Origin of the sequence: Flavobacterium luteum (assembly GCF_008806775.1) — a bacterium.
Taxonomy (GTDB): Bacteria; Bacteroidota; Bacteroidia; order Flavobacteriales; family Flavobacteriaceae; genus Flavobacterium; species Flavobacterium luteum.
This window is the reverse complement of sequence record NZ_WAEM01000002.1, coordinates 550,761-573,672: the sequence shown is the minus strand read 5'-3', so window position 1 is coordinate 573,672 and position 22,912 is coordinate 550,761. Positions and strand designations below refer to the sequence as shown.

General features: G+C 32.5%; 13 protein-coding genes. 9 read left to right on the top strand and 4 right to left on the bottom strand.

Annotated elements, in window-relative coordinates; all coding sequences use genetic code 11:
• Window positions 1–4 precede the first annotated feature (4 nt).
• The 4 genes from F6464_RS06295 to F6464_RS06280 form a co-directional block, all read right to left on the bottom strand.
• Window positions 5–1,441: a circularly permuted type 2 ATP-grasp protein gene (locus tag F6464_RS06295; RefSeq protein WP_151106947.1), complete on the bottom strand. Its 1,437-nt coding sequence runs from the start codon at window positions 1,439–1,441 to the stop codon at window positions 5–7.
• 331 nt (window positions 1,442–1,772) lie between these two features.
• Window positions 1,773–2,654 (bottom strand): hypothetical protein, encoded by an 882-nt coding sequence (locus F6464_RS06290; RefSeq protein ID WP_151106946.1) that lies wholly within the window; start codon window positions 2,652–2,654, stop codon window positions 1,773–1,775.
• A complete protein-coding gene (locus F6464_RS06285; RefSeq protein ID WP_151106945.1) occupies window positions 2,654–4,087 on the bottom strand; it encodes an MBOAT family O-acyltransferase in 1,434 nt (477 codons plus the stop codon). The genes F6464_RS06290 and F6464_RS06285 overlap by 1 nt, the downstream gene beginning before the upstream one ends.
• Before the next feature lie 193 nt (window positions 4,088–4,280).
• A complete protein-coding gene (locus tag F6464_RS06280) occupies window positions 4,281–4,556 on the bottom strand; it encodes a GIY-YIG nuclease family protein (RefSeq protein WP_225318042.1) in 276 nt (91 codons plus the stop codon).
• A gap of 562 nt (window positions 4,557–5,118) precedes the next feature.
• Here F6464_RS06280 and F6464_RS06275 point away from each other — a divergent pair.
• The 9 genes from F6464_RS06275 to F6464_RS06235 all read left to right on the top strand — a co-directional run bounded on the left by F6464_RS06275 (window position 5,119) and on the right by F6464_RS06235 (window position 22,891).
• Complete coding sequence (locus tag F6464_RS06275; protein ID WP_151106944.1) at window positions 5,119–7,848, top strand: hybrid sensor histidine kinase/response regulator transcription factor; 2,730 nt, start codon at window positions 5,119–5,121, stop codon at window positions 7,846–7,848.
• Between the two features lie 197 nt (window positions 7,849–8,045).
• Window positions 8,046–10,586, top strand: a complete 2,541-nt coding sequence (locus tag F6464_RS06270) for a GH32 C-terminal domain-containing protein (RefSeq protein WP_151106943.1) — start codon at window positions 8,046–8,048, stop codon at window positions 10,584–10,586.
• Window positions 10,587–11,221: 635 nt separating this feature from the next.
• On the top strand, window positions 11,222–12,541 hold the full coding sequence (locus F6464_RS06265; RefSeq protein WP_151106942.1) for a sugar porter family MFS transporter: 1,320 nt from the start codon (window positions 11,222–11,224) through the stop codon (window positions 12,539–12,541).
• Window positions 12,542–12,546: 5 nt separating this feature from the next.
• Window positions 12,547–14,142, top strand: a complete 1,596-nt coding sequence (locus tag F6464_RS06260) for a glycoside hydrolase family 32 protein (RefSeq protein ID WP_151106941.1) — start codon at window positions 12,547–12,549, stop codon at window positions 14,140–14,142.
• 50 nt (window positions 14,143–14,192) lie between these two features.
• Window positions 14,193–17,270, top strand: coding sequence for a SusC/RagA family TonB-linked outer membrane protein (locus F6464_RS06255; RefSeq protein ID WP_151106940.1), 3,078 nt, complete (start codon window positions 14,193–14,195; stop codon window positions 17,268–17,270).
• 11 nt (window positions 17,271–17,281) lie between these two features.
• On the top strand, window positions 17,282–18,988 hold the full coding sequence (locus F6464_RS06250; protein ID WP_151106939.1) for a RagB/SusD family nutrient uptake outer membrane protein: 1,707 nt from the start codon (window positions 17,282–17,284) through the stop codon (window positions 18,986–18,988).
• 27 nt (window positions 18,989–19,015) lie between these two features.
• The gene (locus tag F6464_RS06245; RefSeq protein WP_151106938.1) at window positions 19,016–20,731 is read left to right on the top strand and encodes a DUF4960 domain-containing protein; all 1,716 of its coding nucleotides are present in this window, start codon (window positions 19,016–19,018) and stop codon (window positions 20,729–20,731) included.
• Between the two features lie 17 nt (window positions 20,732–20,748).
• On the top strand, window positions 20,749–21,903 hold the full coding sequence (locus F6464_RS06240) for a DUF4960 domain-containing protein (RefSeq protein WP_151106937.1): 1,155 nt from the start codon (window positions 20,749–20,751) through the stop codon (window positions 21,901–21,903).
• Between the two features lie 88 nt (window positions 21,904–21,991).
• Entirely contained in the window at window positions 21,992–22,891 is a 900-nt protein-coding gene (locus tag F6464_RS06235) for a carbohydrate kinase family protein (RefSeq protein WP_151106936.1), read from the top strand.
• The last annotated feature ends 21 nt before the right edge of the window (window positions 22,892–22,912 follow it).

Genomic DNA, 22,912 nt, shown 5'->3' with positions numbered 1-22,912 from the left:
ATCACTATTTTACAATCCAAGTGTCTTTACTTCCCCCACCTTGAGAGGAGTTTACCACTAATGAGCCTTCTTTTAAGGCTACTCGAGTTAATCCTCCTGGAACTATTTCTACTCCATTCGGGCCATATAAGGCGTAAGGTCTTAAATCGACATGCCTAAGTTTCAGTTCACCGTCAATTAAACAGGGAACAGTACTCAATTGAATAATAGGTTGAGCAATAAAATTTCTTGGATTTTCAAGAATGGCGATTTTTGCTTTTTTAAATTCTTGTTCGGTTGCTTTGTTTCCCATAATCATTCCGTAACCGCCACTTTGATTGGTTTCTTTGATAACCATGTTTTCCATGTTGGCAAAAACCAATTCGCGTTCTTCAATATTCTCCATTTGATAAGTGGGAACATTTTTAAGTATTGGCTCTTCGTTGAGATAGTATTTTATCATATCTGGAACATAAACATAAACAGCCTTGTCATCGGCAACACCGTTCCCTACTGCATTTACTATAGCTACATTTCCTTGTTTGTAGGAGCTTATTAATCCTGGAACTCCAAGTGCACTGTCTGGTTTAAACACTAATGGATCTAAATATTCATCATCTAAACGTCTGTAAATCACATCTACCTGCTGCAATCCAGAAGTGGTTTTCATGTAGACTTTGGAGTTATTAACCACTAAATCTCTTCCTTCAACTAATGGAATTCCCATTTGTCTTGCTAGAAAAGTATGCTCATAGTAGGCCGAATTGTAGATGCCAGGCGTCAATAAAACCACATTAGGATTTGAAACTCCTCTAGGAGACAAAGACACTAAAATATTATGTAAAATCATTGGGTAATTCCCCACCATGCTAACGTTGTTAGAAGTAAGCATTTTTGGAAATATACGCTTGGTTATTTCTCTGTTTTCAAGCATATAGCTTACCCCACTAGGGCATCTTAAATTGTCTTCTAAAACATAAAACTCTCCTTTAGCACCTCGAATTAAATCAATTCCGGCAATATGGACATGTATGTCATGAGGGATTTTTATGCCGTGAACTTCCTGAATGTAATGCGGACAAGATGCAATTAATGATGCTGGAATTATGCCTTCTTTTACAATATGCTGTTCGTTATAAATATCTTCTAAAAATAAATTTAACGCTTTTAATCGTTGCTTTATTCCTTCTTCAACCTCAATCCAGTCTTTTTGAGTAATAATTCTTGGGATAATATCGAAAGGAAATATCCTTTCAATTCCTTGGTTGTCATCACCATAAACTGTAAAAGTAATTCCTTGATTCATAAAAAAATCGGAAGCTTGCTTTTGTTTGCTTTCTAGGCTTTCCTGATTTAAACCTTGTAAAGTTTGAAGCACTTGTCGATAAGAACTTCTAACGCCTTTACTAGAAAACATTTCATCCCAACCATTAGGGTTTAATTTAGATAACAATTCTAGCATAGTGTAAATTTTATTATAAAATTAATTTTTAGCTCATTTATTTAAAATAAATCACTGTTTAATGCTAAAATAGCTTTTTATTTTTTTAAAAACCTGTTTTTTGATATAAAATTGATAATTTATACCGTATTCTTTTTTTTGATAATTGTTTTTTGACAATTTCTTTTTTAAAAAATCTTTTATTTCGAATTTAATACCATATTATGTATAAAAGATCATCATTTTAAAGGGGTAGGTTTGCATAATTTACAAAAATAATACGAATAGCCCTAAATTTTTTAGGGCATATAGTAGTTTATTGTTGTTTTTAAGTTACTTAAAAAACAATTTTTTATTTGTCTTTAAAAAAAAGGAGAAGCACTTTTTGAGTAAAGAGATGTGCTCCCTTATCGTTCAAATGTCCGCAAGAGGAAAAATAATTGTCTCCTTGTACTAGATTTTCTAAATTATGTATTTCAGGATGTAATTTTGTGACTTTGTCAAAGTAATCCATTCCTTTAACATTTTCGCATACAGGAGTCGTTACAGTAATGAGTTGAATATTATTTGCTTTGCAAATTTGTTTAATTTGTTCATAATATTTGTTTTTCAGCGGATTTAAGCGTCTGTAATCATTTTTCATATTTGCCCCTTTTTTTGAAGGTAAGGGATAGTAGCCTTTATGATTTAAATGATTAGTCGGTTTGCCAATAAAGGATTCAAACATTTCTCTAAACCCAATTTGTGAATCGTATTTGAGGTAACGGTAAAAAGGAATATAATACCACAACGAAAATTCCTTTTCGGTTTTAAAATGGTTTGCAATAACCGAAGAATGATGTATATAAGGAAGATAACGAGCTGTAGTGCCTTCGTCTCTTTTTTCGTTGCTTAAACTCAAATCGGCCTCTAATAGTATGGTCTTAATTTTATAGTTACGTTCCAACATAAGCTCTAACAACATTGCCGTTTCAAATAAATGAGAGCCGCTCATCCCGTAATTAAAGGTTTTTAATCCTTTTTTTTCAAAAAGTTCAGGCACAAAATGATTGTTGGCTCTCGAGGTTCCCAATATCACCACATCATATTGAGTAGGTTTTCCATTAAAAACAGCCTCTACTTTACCTCTATTGGAAGAACTTAGGTAGATTTGAGTATAAATCATATCTAAACATCCAGCTGTTAAAACCAGAAAGAAAAACGTTTTTGCAACAAGAAATAAAAACTGTTTCATTAGAATTGAAAATATATAAATTCTTTATAATCGGAGTAGGTTCCTATGGCTAAAAGAGAAGCGATGCAAATAATTAGTTTTAGCATGGATTGCTTTCCCGATATAGGTTCTTGTTTAGTCCTCGTATTCCATTCGACAACAATAAATAAAATAATTAGCATTATAATTTCGTAATTGTAACGGCGATTTGCTAGATATTGCCATTCAAAAACGCCATTGGTTAACAGTAGCTTAATATAGTCGAATGCAGCGGCTATCGAATTGGCCCTAAAAAATATCCAGGCAAAACAGGTTATGGTAAATGTAACCAGAATATGAAAGACTGTTTTAAAAGAATCAAAATTTAATTTTAAGGTAATGGTTTCAATATTCGATCGGTTTTTATTTTGGAGCAACAATGGTAAAAAGTACAATGCATTTAGAAATCCCCATGCAATGTACGTCCAATTGGCACCGTGCCAAAAGCCACTGAGAAGGAAAATCACAAAAACATTTCGCACCTGTTTAAGTTTAGACCCTTTGCTCCCGCCAAGTGGAATATACACATAATCTCTAAACCAAGACGATAATGAAATGTGCCAACGTCTCCAGAATTCAGCAATATCGCGTGAGAAATAAGGATAGTTAAAATTTCGTAACAATTCGATTCCAAACAACTTAGAGATTCCAATAGCCATATCAGAATAGCCAGAAAAATCACCATAAATTTGAAAAGCAAAAAAGACAGCTCCTAAAGCCAATGAAAGAGAGTTCATGGATTGATAGTGATCAAAAATGGCATTGGCATAAGTGGCACAAGTATCAGCAATGACTACTTTTTTAACCAATCCCCAAACAATCATAAAAATTCCTTCCTTAGCTTGTTGAAAGTTAAAAACTCTTTTTGTTTTTACTTGGGGTAATAAATGAGTTGCTCGCTCAATAGGTCCTGCAACTAGTAATGGAAAATAGCTAACAAATAAAGCATAATCTATAAAATTGCGTTCGGCTTTGATTCGGGATTTATACACATCAATGCTATACGATAATCCGTGAAAAGTATAAAAGGAGATACCTACAGGAAGAATCCATTTTAGGGTTATAGGGCTAACCTTAAAACCAAAATTCAGTAATACATTTGAAAAAGAAACAGAAAAAAAATCATAATATTTAAAAATCCCTAAGAAACCAACATTTAAGATAATGCTAAGCCAAAACCAAAGCGATTTACTTTTTGCTGATACATTATCTTGAATTTTAATTCCTGTATAATACACTAAAAATGTTGAAAAGAGCAATAAAAAAAGAAAGTGCCAATCCCAAAACGAGTAAAAAATATAACTTACTAGTAATAAAAATGCGTTTTGAACTGTTTTCGTTTTAGAAAAACCAAACCAAAACAATAGAAAAACGATTGGCAGAAAAAGAGCAAAATGGAGAGAATTAAAAAACATAGACAATCAAGAATGGATGGAATAGAACTTTGAATACTTATTCAATTGCTAAAATAGCATTAAATTTCTTTAATGAAAAACTATTCAAACTTTAAAAAAATCTGAAAGTTTTAAAATAGAAAAGCTATTCATTTTATTGGAATAGTTTTTACTCATCTTGTTCTTAGTTGAGTGAAAAAGCAATGAGCAGCGATTATGATTTTAGGTGTTCTTTTAATAACTTGTCTATCATTTCAGGACACAAGATAAGGTTTTGAATATAAATTTTGCTTTTCATTTTTTTGATATGCTTTTCAATTGCTAACTCTTGAGATTTTGATTGGCATTTGATTATTAGAAAAGTAATCCAGTCGTTTGCATTATGTGTAAATTTTCTTTTTTCGTCTGAGTTTAAATGAAAATCAAATCTTTTATCAAAATCTGAAGTAAAGCCAATATAAAACCGACCTAGTTTAGTAGAATGAGGAATATAGATACAAGGCCTATTTTAGAAGTTTTTCGAAAACAAAAAAGCCAATCAAATGACTGGCTTTTTAAAAGCTCCCTCTATTGAAGAAAGTTGCATTTTTGTTTCAATAATTGACTATTCAATTATATTAAAATCAAATAGATAGATTTTAATTTAAAAATTCTATACTAAAAAATGAAGGTATGTAAAAAGCGAAATTAACTAACCTTTTGAGATATATTATTAGGTTAACCCAACACTTCATATAAATATCATGTCTACTTCTATGAATATATTGCCCCATCCTTGCCAACGTTCAAATTATATTCTTCATGATGAATTCTTGACATAAAGAAAAACTCTATTAGTTTACGTTTAAATCCCTACTTTTTGTTAAAGATTTCGCATTGAATATTCCTAACTAAATTGCTTTTCTATACATTTACATTTTATAACGATTTATAGATAATAGTCTTAAATAAAAATCAATAGTCTTTTAAAATAATACCTCAATTTCAAAAATATATAATTTCAACTATTTTTGATGTGATTTTTAAAATCAACTATTTTAATAAAATACACAATGCTAAGAAAACTTATTTATATAATTCTAATAAGTTATTTACTTCTATTATACTCGTGTAATCCTGGTACTAAGGATCTGCATACTATTTCAATTGGATTTTCACAAAGTATCTCTGAGGATGACAGCTGGAGAAAATCTATGGATAATACAATGAAGGTCGAAGCTTCACTTCATCCCGAAATCAACTTAACTATCTCCAATGCCAATGGAAGTACAAAAAAGCAGATTATTGATATTGAAAAAATGATTGAAAATCTCGTGGATGTTTTGGTAGTAGCTCCATTAGGTTCAGATTCAATAGTCCCGGTAATTGAAAAAGCATATAAAAAGGGAATACCCGTAATCATTGTCGATAGGAAAGTGAATACATCGAATTACACTGCCTTTTTAGGAGCTGATAATGTTGAGGTCGGACATATTGCGGCAAAATATATTGTTTCTGCATCTAAAGCTCACGCCAATATTGTTGAAATTAAGGCAACGACTGCTATTTCACCCAGTGTGGAGCGAAGTTTAGGATTTAAACAAATTATCGACCGATATCCAAACATTAAAAACACAAGTATATCCGCGCTGAATTTGGAGTCAATAAATAACGATTTTAGTAAGGTGTTGGATAGGATGCCAATAATTAATTATGTTTTTGCTTTTAATGACAATATTGCGCTTCAAGCGTGGGAAGTAGCAAAACGAAAAGGGAGAGAAAAAAATATAAAGTTTATAGGAATAGATGGATTGAATGATCCAAATGGAGGAATTCAGGCTGTTAAAGATGGTAAGTTAACTGCAACAATATTATATCCTACCGGTGGTAGTGAAGCAATTAAGCTGGCCATTAAGTTAGCCAATAAAGAAATGGTGCCTAAGAATAATACTCTTAATACCATTTTGATTGACTCTTTGAATGCGGATATAATGAGTAATCAATTTGATAAAGTGACGCAACAACAATCTAATATTGAGACACAACAGAATGTAATCAAGGAACAAGAAAAGAAATACCTGACATTATATAATTTAATCAAATTGCTGACCTTTCTTCTGGGGGTAATTTTCTGTTTAGGTCTTTTTAGTATTTACTCCGTATTTTCAATAAAAAAGAAAAAAAGGTTATTGGAGGAAACTAATACAAAAATTATTCAACAAAGAAATGAGATTGAAAAATTTGTGGAGAAACTTGAAGAAAGTAATGAATCCAAAATTAATTTTTTTACGGGCATATCTCACGAATTCAAAACCCCTTTAACCCTAATATTAAGTTCAGTTGAATCTTTACACGATGAATTTAAAAACAAAAGTCATTCGGTTAAAAAAGATTTAGATATAATGTACAATAATTCGATGAGATTACTCCGATTGATTAATCAATTGTTGGATTTTAGAAAGGTTGAAGATAAAAAATTCACGCTGAAATTATCCAAAAATAATCTATGGAAGTTCTCTGTTAATATGTTTAAAGAATTTAAAAGAGAGGCTAAAAAAAGAAAAATAATCTATACTATTGAAACAGATAATGAAGAATTAGAGGTTTATTTTGATGTTAATTTGATGGATAAGGTTTATTATAACCTACTGTCTAATTGTTTCAAATTCACTCCGGATGGAGGTAGAATTGAAATCAAAATTAGTCAAGAAAAGAATAAAGGATTAGTTAAAATTAATTTCAAAGATTCCGGCATTGGAATACCAGAAAAAGAAATCAATCAAATTTTCAGTCCCTTTTTCCAAGGTTCCAACAATTATATAAACGGTTCGGGTATTGGATTGAATTTATCCAAGAATTTTGTTGATTTACACGAAGGAATAATAGAAGTAAAATCGATTAACGGTACCGAATTTTCCGTTTACTTAAAATTGGGAGATGACCATGTCGATAAATCAAAAATTATAAATGAAAGTGATTATTTTTCAGACAGTGAAAATGGATATGAGTACTTGGAAACTGAATTAACACCTAATGCGGAATCCCTGATTACGGAAAACAAACATTCTATTCTAATCATCGAGGATAATCCTGATTTACTTGATTTTATTGCTGCAAAATTAAATGAAGATTATACGGTGAGTAGATGCAACGGAACGAATGCTTTAGAAATAGCCTTGGAATTGATCCCGGATATTGTAGTTTGTGATTTAAATTTACCAGAAAAGAATGGTTTTGAAATTTGCGAAGCTTTAAAAACCAATATGATCACCTCACATATTCCGGTAATCATCTTAACGGCAATGGATGATAATAACACTTATATTAAGTCATTGGAAGTGGGCGCAGATTTGTTTTTGACAAAACCTTTTAACCTAAAAGTTTTAAAACAATCCATAAAAGGATTACTGTTTAACAGAGAAAAATTACGATATTATTATACCAATAATATAGACAAAATTGAAACGGATAGACTCAGTTTAATTGAAAGAGAATTTTTGAATAAGATTAATTTGATTTTGGAAAAACACATTGATGATTCCTCTTTTTCTGTTGAAGAACTTGCCGGTAAATTAAATATTTCAAGAGTTCAACTCTATAGAAAAGTAAAAGCAGTTTTAGGTATAGGCGTTAGTGACTATATTAATAACTTTAGATTAGAAAAAGCAAAAAAGTTATTAATGACCACTTCGATGAACATTTCAGAGATTGCCTATTCTTGTGGTTTTGCATCTCCTAATTATTTTTCTACAGCTTTTAAAACTAAATACGAAATGACACCAAAAGACTTTAGAAATAATTAATTGTGCTAAAACAATGTAACATTTTTATACCTATTGTAATTTGGAGTGTTTTTTTTTATTGATTTCTTTGATTTTCTCATTCTTAATACCTTGTATTTATAAGGGTTAGTGCTTGTTTGTATATAATTAATATAGGTGTAACAATACTTAACTTGTTCACGGTATTATTATAGTAATTTTATTAAAATTATTATAAAATGAAAAAGTGTACCACAATTATCCTGTCAGGACTTCTGCTTATTGGATGTAAGTCTCAAAATGACCCAAGTCCCACTCCAACCCCGATTCCTAATCCAACGGTGGCTACAGAACTTTTCTCATTTAACTTTAATGAATCCTCCGGCCAAACATTGTCAGAAACCAAAACGAATGCCAGTTTTAACATCAATGGACCTTCTGGTTCTGCTGAACGCATTAGCGGAGTTGAGGGCAATGCACTCCGTGTTAATGGCTTTTATGGATGGGCAACAGGAAATGCAAGCACAACGTATCCTACCTCAAAAGTATGTGTCTCTGGCTGGATTGCACCATCTGCTTTCCCAGTACAACGAAAAGATGCAGATCCAATTACCGAAAACACAAATGCCGCTATTTTTTCAAATGTAAACACATCCACCAGTGCTGGAATTGCCTTGGGGATCAATCATCACGGAAGAGTTATTGGTCAATTTAAAGTGGGAACCAATGTGATTCAAATTTTATCTGATCAAGAAGTAGCGCTTAAAAAGTGGAGTCATATTGCATTAAACATTAATGCTTCAAGCGGTACGGCTTCATTGTATTTGAATGGGGTCCAAATTAAAAGTACCACGTTTGATGTTGGAACACTTCTATGGGATAATAATGCCACTATTTATATTGGAAAAGAATCAAAATCGAAAACAATCGCTGGATTTGACACGAATGGTTTAACAGGGGCAATAGATCAGGTAGCGCTTTGGAGCAAAGACCTGACAGCGGCTGAGATAGTAACCCAGTACAATAAATTTACACCTTCAGATCCGGATCTTAAAATCCCGACTGCTGTTCGATTTGCCAATGATATTCATCGACCAAAATACCATTTAATGCCATCTGCAGGTTGGACTAATGAATCGCACGGATTGCTGTATATTGATAATAAATACCATATTTTTAGTCAAAGAAATTTCAATGGCCCTTATTGGGGGCATTTAAATTGGGGACATTTCGTTAGTAGTGATTTAGTAAGTTGGGAGGAAAAAACACAAATTTTATGGCCTCAACCTGGATTTGACGAAGTTGGAATTTGGTCAGGACACGCCATAATCAGCAATGGTCAACCCTTTATCTTTTATACTGGTGTAAATAAAGCCAGAGCCGCAATAGGACTTGCAACTTCAACAGCTCCCTATGATACTTGGACAAAAAATGCTTCTGCTATTATTCCAAATGCGCCAACTACTTCAGCTAATGCTGACTTTAGAGATCCTTTTGTATTCCAACACGATTCAGAATGGTATATGATGATTGGTTCAGGTTTAAGGGACGGAACTTCACGAGGAGCATTGTATTTGTATAAATCTACTTCTTCCGATTTTAAACAATGGTCCCCTCAAGGTACAATGTTGGAGGGAAATCCTTCTGTAGATGGAACTGGAGATTTTTGGGAAATGCCGGTTTATTATAATTTTGGCGCAAAATCAATTGTGCTGATTAATAAACTTCCTAATGCAAATGCATTGTATTGGACTGGAAATTTTAATGGATCGCAATTCGTTAGGGATAATCCCGTTCCTGAACGTTTAGATGTGATTAATCAATTATTGTCCCCTTCCATTCATCCTGACGCTAATGGAAATTTAACGGCAATAGGAATTATTCCGGACGGTGTTACTTCTGCAAAACACAAAGAGCAAGGCTGGGCAAACGTATTTAGTTTACCAAGGGTTTGGACACTTGCCAATGGTAAAATAAAACAAGTTCCACACCCAAATTTGTTGAGCCTTAGAGGTTCTTCCAAAAATTTTACCAATGTAGTTTTTGACCAAAACAGTTCCAATTCATTAAATAACTCAACAGGATCTCAATATGAAATCGTGGCTACCATTAATCCAGGAACTGCCACAAAAGTTGGTTTTTCTCTAAATAAAAATACTGCCACCGGTGAACAAACCTTAATTTATTATGATTTTACAACCAGTAGTTTTGTTGTAGACAGAAGTAAGTCCTCTATTTTAAAAGGTGTTCCGCTGTCTAACCAATCCACTAACTATATATTGCCGGCAGGAAACATCAATTGGAGAATTTTTGTGGACGCCTCTGTAATTGAAGTATTCGTTAATGAAGAATTAGCTTTTGCAACACGATCTTTTCCTTCAACAGCAAATAATTTAATTGATTTGTATGCCCAAGGAGGTTCGGCAACAGCAATAGATTTGAAAATATACAATATCCAAGGAGGCGGAACTGCATCTGCATCCAAGCGTGCTGAAAAAAAAAGTGAAATAATAATTCATCCAGTTGTTTTTCCGAATCCTTCAAGTGTAAATTTCAACGTTAAATTTAGTGATATCACTGCGGTTACTCCTGTTTATGGATATATCTTTGACATAACTGGATTTCCTGTAAAAAAAATCGAAACAATTCTAGACCCCAACAATCTAATAATCCATTGGGATGGTATTATGGATGATGGAAATAAAGCAATCAGGGGTGTTTATATAATAAAAGGTTTATTGAAAAATGAATTATTTGATGCCAAAATAATAGTGGAATAGTAATGAGAAATTAAAAGTTGGGAAAGATTCCAATTGAAATATTATTTTTTGATTGATTTATAATACCATATCCTAAAAAAACAGACTATGTAAAATATTTTACATAGTCTGTTTTTGTTATGCTTGTACTTTTACATAAAAATTAGATTAAACAACTTTAGAAAGTTGTTTAATCAATCTAATTGTGTGGTTATTCCTTATAAAAACTTGTTATGAAAAAGTAATTGCTTAAACGGTTAAGTCTATACATTTTGTTTTTCTCAAGGTTTTGTAATTATAAATTTTAAAACTTTTTTTAACAAAGTTTAGAAGCGAAGTAGTCCATATTTTATAAATATTAATGTTTCTTTTATTGTAATGCTATTGATATAAGTGCAAATAATTAGAAATAAAAAAACAGTATCTCTAATTTTAAACCTATTAAATTATTCAAAGTTTGTTTTACAATTTATTTTATGTTTCGAAACTGTAATTTTATGTTACAATATTATACTTGCATACTAGTTTTAAACAATTAAGTATTTATAAATCAATACTTTATAATTAATGTTACAAATTTGAAGTTAATGGATACATTACGAAAACGTTATCTTGATGATTAATAATAAGTTTGGAAATAATTAAAAACACGATTTATGAATACTAAAATTTTAAGATGGTCACTCATTGCTTCTTTTGCGGGATTCCTATTTGGCTTTGACACAGTAGTGATTTCAGGGGCAGATAAAACTTTACAAATATTGTGGAATTCAAGTGATGTTTTCCACGGTTCAGTAGTTATGGCTATGGCACTCTGGGGAACAGTAATTGGAGCAATTTTTGGAGGATTTCCAACAAATAAGATTGGGAGAAAAAAGACCTTATTAATTATAGGTATTTTGTTTACTATTTCGGCTGCTGGTTCAGCACTTTCAAACGATCCGTTTGTTTTTGCTTTTTTTAGGTTTCTTGGAGGTTTAGGAATTGGAGCTTCAACAATTGCGGCACCAGCTTATATATCTGAAATTGCACCTGCCAAGGATAGAGGGCGTTTAGTGGGATTGTATCAATTTAATATTGTATTTGGTATTCTTTGTGCCTTTTTATCAAATTATCTTCTAAGTGATATTGGACCAAATGCTTGGAGATGGATGCTTGGTATTCAAGTTTTTCCTTCAATAATCTATACGCTAATGGCATTTAGTATTCCTGAAAGTCCAAGATGGTTGTATTCAATGCTTAGAATTGAAGAAGCAAAACTTATTTTTGATAAAATTGGTTCAAAAGAAGACGTTCAAAGTATTTTGGAAGATCTAGATAATAATAGTAATAGCACTCCTTTGAACGAAAATATTTTTATGAAAAAATACCGTTTTCAACTAATATTGGTTTTCTTGATTGCAGCTTTTAATCAACTATCAGGAATTAATGCGTTTCTATATTATGCTCCAAGAATATTTGAAGAAGCAGGACTAGGTGCAAAAACAGCCTTGTTGAGTAGTATTGGTATCGGTTTTATCAATTTAATTTTCACACTGATTGGAGTGTATCTTATTGATAGATTGGGAAGACGTAAATTAATGATTTTCGGATCTATTGGTTATATTTTCTCTCTTTCAATGGTGGCAACTTCTTTTTACTTAAACTGGACTGGGTTGGCAGTACCTGGATTTTTATTCCTCTTTATTGCAGCCCACGCCATTGGACAAGGGGCTGTTATTTGGGTATTTATTTCTGAAATATTTCCCAATCATTTAAGAGCTTCTGGACAGTCCTTTGGCAGTTCTGTTCATTGGGTTTTAGCTGCCATTATTCCTTCAATGGTGCCAATTCTTTTTACCAGTTTTGGAGTTGGAAATGTATTTGCCTTTTTTGCTTTTATGATGGTTTTCCAATTGTTGTTTGTGATTTTTATGATGCCAGAAACCAAAGGAATTTCTCTGGAAGAGGTAAGTAAAGGCTTAATCAATAAATAAGAATTATGATGAATAGATCAAAATTTGGAATTTTAATTAGAATGCTTTTTATGATGATACTGGTTGTAATGAATGGTTGTAGTTCTACCAAGACAAATATTGAAAAAGTAGTGACCAATGAAGAATTATACAGACCCAATTTTCATTTCACCCCTAAAAGTGGATGGATGAATGATCCAAATGGTATGTTTTTCTACAAAGGTTTGTATCATTTATATTTTCAGCATTATCCAGATGCTACTGTTTGGGGTCCGATGCATTGGGGACACGCAACAAGTAAAGATATGATCACTTGGAAGGAAGAGAAAATTGCGCTTTATCCAGATGAAAAAGGTTATATTTTTTCAGGAAGTGCAGTTGTAGATGTGAATAATACTTCTGGATTTGGAAGTTTAAAAAATCCTCCAATTATAGCAATGTTTACGTATCACGATGAGGTTAAAGCAAAAACAGGAGCAATTGATTTTCAATCTCAAGCTATTGCTTATTCTTTAGACGAAGGAATGACTTGGACAAAATACAAGAATAATCCAGTAATCAAAAATCCTAATCTCAAAGACTTTAGAGACCCAAAAATCACATGGGATGCTATTCATAAACAATGGATAATGGTTTTGGCTGCCGATGTTGAGACTAAAATATATCGTTCTTCCAATTTAATTGATTGGGAATTGGCCTCTGCATTTGGCAAAAATCTTGGCGTGCACGGTGCTCCTTGGGAGTGCCCGGATTTTTTCCCTATCAAAGTGGAAGGTTCAACCGAAATGAAATGGGTGCTTTTACAAAGTATCAATCCTGGCGGCCCAAATGGAGGATCGGCAACACAATATTTTGTCGGCGATTTCGATGGAAAAACTTTTACACTTAATAATTCATTCACCCAAGATTTAAACAAATATGGAGCTTTGTGGCTTGACTATGGGAAGGATAATTACGCAGGAGTTACTTGGTCTAATGTTCCAGATTCTGATGGTCGTAAGTTGTTTATAGGTTGGATGTCAAATTGGGAATATGCAAATAAGGTTCCGACAAAAAATTGGAGAAGTGCTATGACTATTCCTAGGGAATTGAAGCTAATAAATACGGATGGTCATTATCGAATAGTTTCTCTACCAGTTAAGGAATTGGATAAATATATTTCAAAAACTATAAAAAAGGAGCTTCTCATTATTGATAAAACAACCTTGGTTGTTGACAAATCTACCGTAAATATGTCAAGATTGGAAATTCGTTTTACATTGAATGGTTTAAAGGACGACAACTATGATTTTATCCTTTCCAACAAAGAAAACAATGCTATTCATTTTGGAATTAATAAAAAGGACAAGTATTTCTATATGGATAGAAAGAATATAAGTCAAACCTCTTTCTCTGATGAATTTGCCAAGAAAATATCAAAAGCACCTATTACATCCGATTTTAATTCCATCGAAGTGATAGTGGTTATCGATAAAACCTCTATCGAAGTGTTTTATGATAATGGAAAAACGGTTATGACTGAAATTTATTTTTCAGATAAACCAATGGAATCTTTTTCAATAGCTAAAGCAAATTCTGATTTCGAACTTAAAAATGTATTTATAAACCAACTAAAATTTTAAATAAAAGATGTACAAAAACAAATTGACTAATAACCAAAAACTATAAATGTATGAAAATTAAGTATTTTAAAAACAAGAAAAACATATTGTCAATATGCTTGTTTTTCTTGGTGTTTATTGCTTCAGGGCAACAAAGACAAATTAATGGGTCTGTCTTGGCAGACGATGGTCAGCCTTTACCAGGGGCTAATATTCTTGTAGAGGGTTCGAAAAATGGAACTACTACAGATATAGATGGGAAGTTTAAAATTTATGCCGATGAGGGGGCTACTTTGATAGTTAGTTATATTGGTTACTTAGAAGCTAAAATTAAAGTAACTTCAAAAATAACGTACAATATTAAATTGCAATCTAGTTCAAACAATCTTTCAGAAGTTATAGTTGTAGGATATACAAAAGAGAAAAAATCAGATATTGCAGGAGCTATTTCTGTTGTTAAAATTGCTGATATAGCTCAAGAATCTAGTCCTAATGTTTTAACTGCCTTACAGGGCAGAGTCGCTGGTTTACAAATCAACTCTGGCGGAACACCTGGCGGGAATGATTCTCAAATTATTATTAGAGGATTAACAACTGTGACTAGTGGATCTGCACCTTTGTGGGTTATCGACGGTGTTCAAACAACAAGTTCATCCTCGTTAAATCCTGAAGAAATTGAAACTATTCAAGTATTAAAAGATGGAGCATCAGCAGCTATTTATGGAACTTCTGCCGCAAACGGAGTAATTGTTGTTACAACTAAGAAAGGTAAAAAAGGAGTTTCTGAATTTAGTTTCAAATCCGAAATAACAATGAATAAGTTAAGAGATAAAATCAGTTTGCTTAATTCGCAACAATGGGCGGATGTAGAATATCAAGCGCAACAAGGTGCTGGAATAGCATCTCCAACTCATCCAGTTTTAATTAATAATGGTTCTGGTTTTACCATACCCCAATATTTAGATCCAAATGGCTTGCAAACATCGGCAAATACGAATTGGGTAAATGAAATTACAAACGATACCTATTCAAACAACACCGATTTTGGGTACAGAAAAGGAACTGAAAATCTTAGTTTATACACTCAATTGAGCTATTCAGAAGATAATGGTATTCAAAGATATACTGGTTATGACCGTTTCAATGCGAGAATAAATACTTCATATAAACTATTTAAGGATAGAGTGACTATCGGAGAAAATTTCTTGTATTCTAAATTTAATGAGGTAAAAGCAAATGAATTTGAAAATGCAATTCTTCAAAACCCATTGCTCCCGGTATATTCTAATCTTGGAGATTACGCCACTATAATAACTGGGGGTATGCAAGATAAACCTAACTCAGTAGCTAATTTATGGAGTAATAGAAAAAATGAACAAAAGAATCAACGATTTTTAGGAAATGCTTATTTAGATTTTAAAATTATTGAAGGATTAGTATTCAATACGACTTTAAATTTTGATAAAGGCACCTATAAATTTAACACGGCAACCCAAGCCTTTTCTGCAAATGGCGTAATCCCATCCGTATTCCAAAAAATCACTACAGATGATGTAGATAATGATTACCTGGCAACCATTTTTACCAATACTTTAAAATATGATAAAAGTTTTGGAAAACATAGGATATCATTATTAGGAGGTATAGAAAATTCGGCTAGAGAAGAAAACTTTCATAATAACCAAATTAATGGGGTTAATATTACTGACCCTGCTGGTTATGTAATTAATGATAATGCGCAATATAAAACTTTAGTTGGAAAAGTGGAAACATTTAAGATTTCACAATTTGGGTCACTTAAATATGTTTTTGATGAAAAATATATTGTTTCAGGGACCCTAAGACGAGATGGATCTTCACGTTTTGGAGAAAACAATAAATACGGTATTTTTCCATCAGCTTCTGTTGCTTGGAATGCAAAAAACGAGAAATTTTTAACGAACAATAAGTATATTTCCAATTTCAAACTAAGAGCATCTTGGGGTGTAAATGGTAATGATCAAATCGCCGACTACTCCTATCTTTCGAGTTATGTAGACAATACTGTTGGTAGAGTAGTTGAGTTTTCTGATTACAACATTAGTGGAACAGGTTTAGGTACTGCAAGTGGTATATTGCAATCTCGTCAGGCGAATCCTGATCTTAAATGGGAGTCAACAGAACAATACAATGTAGGGTTTGATTTAGGATTTTTAAACGAAAGAATCTCGTTACAAACCGATTTCTATGTAAAAACTACCAATGATCTAATTTTAAGACCTATTGCTTTATCTATTAACGGAGAAAGTCAACCGCCATTAATTAATGCAGGTTCAGTAAGTAACAAAGGTTTTGAAGCGGTGTTGAGCTACAAAAGCAATCCTAAAAATGATTTCAAATATGGTGTTGATTTGAATTTCTCAACCTATAAAAATAACGTAGAAAGTTTAGATACAGAGTCTAATTTTTTACTCAACGGAGTGTCAATAACAAAAAAAGGATCGCCAATAGCATCATTTTACGGATTAATTGCTGACGGATTATTTAGAACTCCTGAAGAAGTTGCTGTTCACGCCGATCAACCCGGAAAAGCATTGGGTAAAATTAGATACAGAGATATTAATTTTGACGGAAAAATTGACCAATTTGACAGAACAATTATTGGCAACCCACATCCCGATTTTATATATGGAATAAACTTATATTCTTCATTTAAAGGATTTGATTTAACTTTATTTTTTGACGGAAAACAAGGAAATGATTTGTATAATGCACAACGTGCTATTGGTGATTTCAATTATTTTAGTTTCAATCATAATACAAATACTTTAGACGCTTGGACACCAAGTAACGCAAATTCCAATATTCCAGCTTTATCTACTTTGAATAGTAATAATGAATTGCAACCTTCAAGTTATTTTGTTGAAGACGGTTCGTATATCAGACTGAAAACAATATCATTAGGATACAATTTTGATAATGGCTTCACAAAAAAGTTGGGAATCAATAAATTGAGATTTTACCTAGTGGGACAAAATTTGTTTTCTCTAACTTCTTTTACGGGCTTTGACTATGAAGTTTCTGGTTTAAGTGCTGGAGGAATTGGTGTGGCAGGTTATGGAATTCCTCATACAAAATCGATGACTTTTGGAATTAACGCAAATTTTTAAAATCTTAAAATATGAAAACAAAATTTAAAATAGTATTTACTCTTATGATAAGCATGCAATTGCTTTCCTGTGTAAATGACAGCGATTTAGATGTAAAAGAAAATTATGTTTTATCGGCAGATAATATTGACCCAGAGCAATTAGTCATTGCGGCTTATAGCGCACTTGATTATCGCTATAATACGGGTGAATTTAGAGACTTATGGCCTTTTGACCATGCTCCATCCAATTGGGCTACAAGCGACATACGTTGTGGCGATTCCTATAAAGGAGGTGGTGGAACTGGTGATAATCCTGGAGGAGGCATGCATCAACTGGAAACACACGATTTATTCCCTTCAAGTGAAAATGCGTACAATGTTTGGAGAGCGATTTATTTTGGAATTAAAAGGGTGGATTCGGCTTTAAGAGCAATTAGCACAATAGATGAAGCTAAATTTCCTAATAAGAAAAGAAGAATTGGAGAATTAAAAGTTTTAAGAGCTCATTTTTATTTTGAAGCCATTAAAAATTTTGGATCTATAGTTTGGTACGATGAAAACACTCCAATTGCAGATATTAATAAAATCACAAATACTTTTGATACTAGCTTTATGTGGTCTAAAGTGGAAGGCGATTTGAACGATGCGATTGCTCTTTTACCTGATACACAAACAGATTTAGGTAGAGCAAATAAAGTGGTAGCTTATGCGTACTTATGTAAAGCGCAAGTATTTCAAAAAAAATGGCCTGAGACAATTGTAAGTGCAAACTATGTTATTAATTCAGGAAAATATGGATTAGTAGATGATATCGAAAAATTATATTCAATCCCAGGTTATGGAAATCGTGAAAACATTTTTGCAGTTCAATATTCAATAAATGACGGGTCAGAATTTGGTAATTTAAACTTTGGTAATTTATTAAATGCACCTGATAGCCCAGGAGACGACACTAAAAACCCTTATTTGAATGGGGATGATTTTGATAAACCTTCGCAAAACTTGGTAAACGCTTTTAAAGTTGGAGCAGATGGACTTCCTCTTTTTGACAGTTATAATAATGCAAATGTAACTTCAACAGACTTAGTAGATCCAAGACTAGATCATGAAGTTGGAAGACTAGGCATAACTTGGAAAGATTGGGCTGCAAGACCACAGCAAAATGATTGGAGTAGAGATCCTGCCACTTATGGTTATTTTGAAGGTAAGAAAAATGTAATTTCTCCAAATTCAAACGGTTTGGCTTCAAATCCTACAGGGTTCCCTTGGGCACTTGGTAATTTAGACTTCCCGATCATTAAATACAGCGATTTGTTGTTATGGAAAGCAGAAGCTTTAATTGAATCTGGAGCAAATATGTCTGAAGGTATTACTTTGATTAATGATATTAGAAACAGAGCCAAAAATGCTCCTTATGTTAAAGATTTCAACAATCCATCTCAAAATGCTGCAAATTATTTAATAAATCCTTATCCTTTGAGTTTGTCTCAAGATGCTGCAAGAAAAGCTCTTAGAATGGAGCGTCGATTAGAGTTGGCAAATGAAGGACATGGTTTTTATGACCTGGTAAGATGGGGTATTGCCGAACAATATGTCAACAACTACATTCAGGTTGAAAAAACACGTCGTACCTATTTACAAAGTGCTTCATTACAAGCTCACGAACAATATTTACCCATACCACAAATTGAAATTGATGCGAGTTCAGGAGTATATAAACAAAGAGCTGGATACTAATTAAAAATAAACTAAATATTAAAAAATATGAAAACAATAAATAATCAACTGTCTATTTATAAAATGGCGTTAGCCCTTATGACGCTTATCTTTGCTGTAATCTCTTGTTCAAAAGACGATAATTTTTCGGATAATGTTCCAGATTATACACAATCCATAATTCAATCTTTTAAAGTAGGAACTAAGTTTGCAGATATAAATCATACCATCGGAACTATCACAATGACATTACCTTCAGGAACTGATTTGAAAAATGTTACCCCTGAAATTAGACTTCCAGAATCTGCAACTGTAACACCTGCTTCAGGTTCAACTATAGATTTTAGTGCAGGTCCAGTAACATTTGAAGTGGTTTCTACAAATGGAGCTCACAGAACCTATACAGTAAGCCTAGCTGCATATGGTGATCCTAAAATATTATCATTTTCTATTGCTGGTAAAACAGGCGTTATTAATGAAACTAATAATACTATTGCAGTTGAAATTGGTAGTCAAGATGGTAATTTAAATAATTTAGCGCCCTCTTTTGTTATTGCTGGAGGAACAACTGTAGATGTTGCTTCTGGAGTGGCGAGAAATTTTACTTCTCCAGTAGTATATACAGTTTTATCAAATAATGGATATACTGCAAAACAATATACAGTAACGGTAACTCAAATTAGTGCGCCAGCTATTACAGGTTTTAGTGTAAATGGTGTAAATGGTATCATCGATAATTCAACAAATACTATTTTAGTCGTATTGCCTCCTAGTGCAAACTTAACGTCTATTTCACCAACAATTACTATTCCATCGGGACAATCGGTAAATCCAACTTCTGGTATAGCACAAAATTTTTCAATTGGTTCGGTAAATTATACAGTAACAAATTCTGAAAAATTAACTAAAACATATTCGGTTACCATTCAATCTATCACTCCAACAAAAGTAGCTTTTATTGGAAACGCTACAACTATTGGAGCCATTAGTGAACCAGATACAAAAGCTGCTGCACTATGGACAGAAACTCATTACGGATCTTTGTTCAAATATATCTCTATTGCAAATTTAACTCCTGCTGAACTAGCAGATGTAAAAGTTGTATTCTTCTATTATGATAATACTGATTCGTCTGAACTTCCTGACGGAGGTGCAATTCCAAGCGCAAAGGTCAGCGTTTTAGCTGATTTTGTTAAAAGCGGTAGAAATATGTTTATGGCGGGTCTAGCAAATACATATATTGATGATATGGGAAGAATACCATATAATCCAAATGTTTTAGGTGCTGGAGCAGGTGGTCCAAATAGTGATTATTGGGGATTAAATAATTCTGCTGGCAAGCCTACTAATGTAACGACTCATCCAATTTTTGCAGGCATCACTAGTACGAGTGTTAAAAATTCTATAGGAGAAACATTTTCTTGGACATTTATTCCATTAATCGATAATGGGTACAAAGAGGATCATAATGCAGTTTGGGATTTAGGACCAATTGCTGACTTAACACTTCAACATTGTAGTGTCTCGAGAGGAGCAGAATTTGAAGCACTTACACATTGTACTATTCTTGGTGATTGGCAATTTATTCCAGACATGTGTGTTGTAGCTGCAGCAGAATGGCATCCTACAGGTGTTTGGCAGGGAAAAATTATTTCAGTTGGCGCAGCTTCTTATGAATGGGAAATGAACGATGGTAGAACAAACCAATTCCAAAAGAATGTGACTAAATTGACTCAAAACGCAATTGACTATTTACTTCAATAAATTAAATAATTATTACTATGAAAAATAAATTTATAAACTCATTTCAATTGAATTATGTATTGTTGCTAGTAATAGCAACAATAACATACTCTTGTGAAGAACGTCTCAATTATGACGATGAATTGACAAGTACATTGAATGTAATCGAATCCATTAAAATAGGTCAAACCAGTGCTACGATAGATAATTTGTCTGGAGTTGTTAATTTTGTTTTGCCTTCAGATACCAATTTAGCGGCAGTAGTATTAGATATACAAAGTCCAGAAGGTGTAACTGTTTCTCCAGCAACTGGGTCAACGGTAAATTTAACAACCCCACTTGAACTAACTGCTACATCAGGGGATAAAACGAGACGATATATAATAAATGCTCGTGTGTTACCAAATCAAATAGCTTTTGTTAGTGATGCCAGCTCGATTGCAACAATTGTTGATGAAGATGTAAAAGCAGCTGCTCAATGGGCAAAAGATACTTATGGAAGTAGATTTGTTTTTATTCCTTTCTCTGATTTAACGCTAAATTCTTTAAAAACAGTGAATGTTGTTTTCTTCTTTTATGATACTGAGGGAACATCGGCTCTACCACAAGTAAGTTTAGACAAGAAAAACATATTAACTCAATATCTTGTTGAAGGTGGTAAGATGCTTTTAGGAGGTATGGCGACTAGTTATGCTGAAGTAGTAGGTCGTGATAAAAGTGGTCTTTTAACAATAAAAGGAAACGGCATTGGATTTGTTAATTCTGAAACTTGGGGCATTGATGGTGGTGTGAATTTCCAAAATGATCAAAGAAGTAATCCTATTTACAACTTTACTCAAGTAATTACTACAGATTCTAATGGTTATTTTCCTATAATTAGTGGAGGATACAAAGAAGATCATAATAATTTATGGGATATAGCACCATTATTGGGGCCAGGACATCAAAAAGGGCAGTTCGCAGAATTCGAAAATTTATACGGAGGAAAAGTTCTCGCTGTTTGGTCTGGTGTATCAGATGAATGTTGTCCTGGTATTATTGAGTTTAAATCGAATTCCGTTTATGCTGGAACTATTATTGCAATAGGCGTTGGGGGTATGGAATGGGCTATGAATGATGGTAGAACAAATGCTTATGCATCCAACATTCAAGGAATCTACCGTAATTCGATAGATTATTTAAATACAAAATAGTAATTCAATAATAATTTTTTGGTTAGTAATTTTATCGGGCAAGTTTTACTTGCCCTTTAATTATTTAAATTTATTAAAATTAGAAAAAATGATTAAATTATTTAAGGTTAAGGCCGTTACCTATGGCGAAGTATTATGGGATGTTTTTCCAACTCACAAGAAAATTGGAGGTGCACCATTGAATGTAGCGCTTAGAATGAAATCGTTTGGAGCTGAATCAACAATTATTAGTAAAGTTGGTTCCGATGTTGATGGTAAAGAAATTCTTTCTTTTCTATCTGAGAACGGGATTGATACTGATATAATTCAAATAAGCGAAGAGTATAAATCCGGAGTAGTTAATGTAATGATTAATGAAAAAGGAAATGCATCATATGATATTTTGTACCCATCTGCTTGGGATAAAATAGTTCTAAATGAAGATATTAAAGATATAGTTGCGGATGCAGATGTTTTTATTTTTGGAAGTTTAATTTGTAGAGATGAAGAATCAAGATCTACTTTAAATGCTTTATTGGAAATAGCAAAATATAAAGTTTTTGATGCCAATTTAAGAGCACCCTATTATACACAAGAGGTATTAATAGATTTGATGCTGAAAGCAGATTTCATAAAGCTTAATGATGAAGAATTATTTGAAATAAGCAGAAAATTGAATTCCCCATATAATTCTTTTGAGCAGAATATTAAATTCATTGCTGATAAAACAAATACAAAACAAGTATGCGTTACTAAAGGTGCATTTGGAGCTGTTTTGTACTATAATGAAAGGTTTTATTATAATAGTGGTTATTTTATAAAAGTGGTTGATACTGTTGGCGCAGGAGATTCATTTCTAGCTTCATTAATAATTAGATTACTAAGAGGGAAGTCACCTCAAAAATCTTTAAATTACGCTTGTGCTTTAGGAGCATTAGTAGCAGGTCATGAGGGAGCTAATCCTAAGATTTTAGAAAAGGAGATTGTAAAGTTTATGATGTTAAAATAAATAGTATATAAAAAAGCGATT

Excerpts from the sequence above, each read along its gene's own strand:
- F6464_RS06295 (WP_151106947.1), bottom strand. The coding sequence starts at position 1,441 with ATGCTAGAATTGTTATCTAAATTAAACCCTAATGGTTGGGATGAAATG.
- F6464_RS06290 (WP_151106946.1), bottom strand. The coding sequence starts at position 2,654 with ATGAAACAGTTTTTATTTCTTGTTGCAAAAACGTTTTTCTTTCTGGTT.
- F6464_RS06285 (WP_151106945.1), bottom strand. The coding sequence starts at position 4,087 with ATGTTTTTTAATTCTCTCCATTTTGCTCTTTTTCTGCCAATCGTTTTT.
- F6464_RS06275 (WP_151106944.1), top strand. The coding sequence starts at position 5,119 with ATGCTAAGAAAACTTATTTATATAATTCTAATAAGTTATTTACTTCTA.
- F6464_RS06270 (WP_151106943.1), top strand. The coding sequence starts at position 8,046 with ATGAAAAAGTGTACCACAATTATCCTGTCAGGACTTCTGCTTATTGGA.
- F6464_RS06265 (WP_151106942.1), top strand. The coding sequence starts at position 11,222 with ATGAATACTAAAATTTTAAGATGGTCACTCATTGCTTCTTTTGCGGGA.
- F6464_RS06260 (WP_151106941.1), top strand. The coding sequence starts at position 12,547 with ATGATGAATAGATCAAAATTTGGAATTTTAATTAGAATGCTTTTTATG.
- F6464_RS06255 (WP_151106940.1), top strand. The coding sequence starts at position 14,193 with ATGAAAATTAAGTATTTTAAAAACAAGAAAAACATATTGTCAATATGC.
- F6464_RS06250 (WP_151106939.1), top strand. The coding sequence starts at position 17,282 with ATGAAAACAAAATTTAAAATAGTATTTACTCTTATGATAAGCATGCAA.
- F6464_RS06245 (WP_151106938.1), top strand. The coding sequence starts at position 19,016 with ATGAAAACAATAAATAATCAACTGTCTATTTATAAAATGGCGTTAGCC.
- F6464_RS06240 (WP_151106937.1), top strand. The coding sequence starts at position 20,749 with ATGAAAAATAAATTTATAAACTCATTTCAATTGAATTATGTATTGTTG.
- F6464_RS06235 (WP_151106936.1), top strand. The coding sequence starts at position 21,992 with ATGATTAAATTATTTAAGGTTAAGGCCGTTACCTATGGCGAAGTATTA.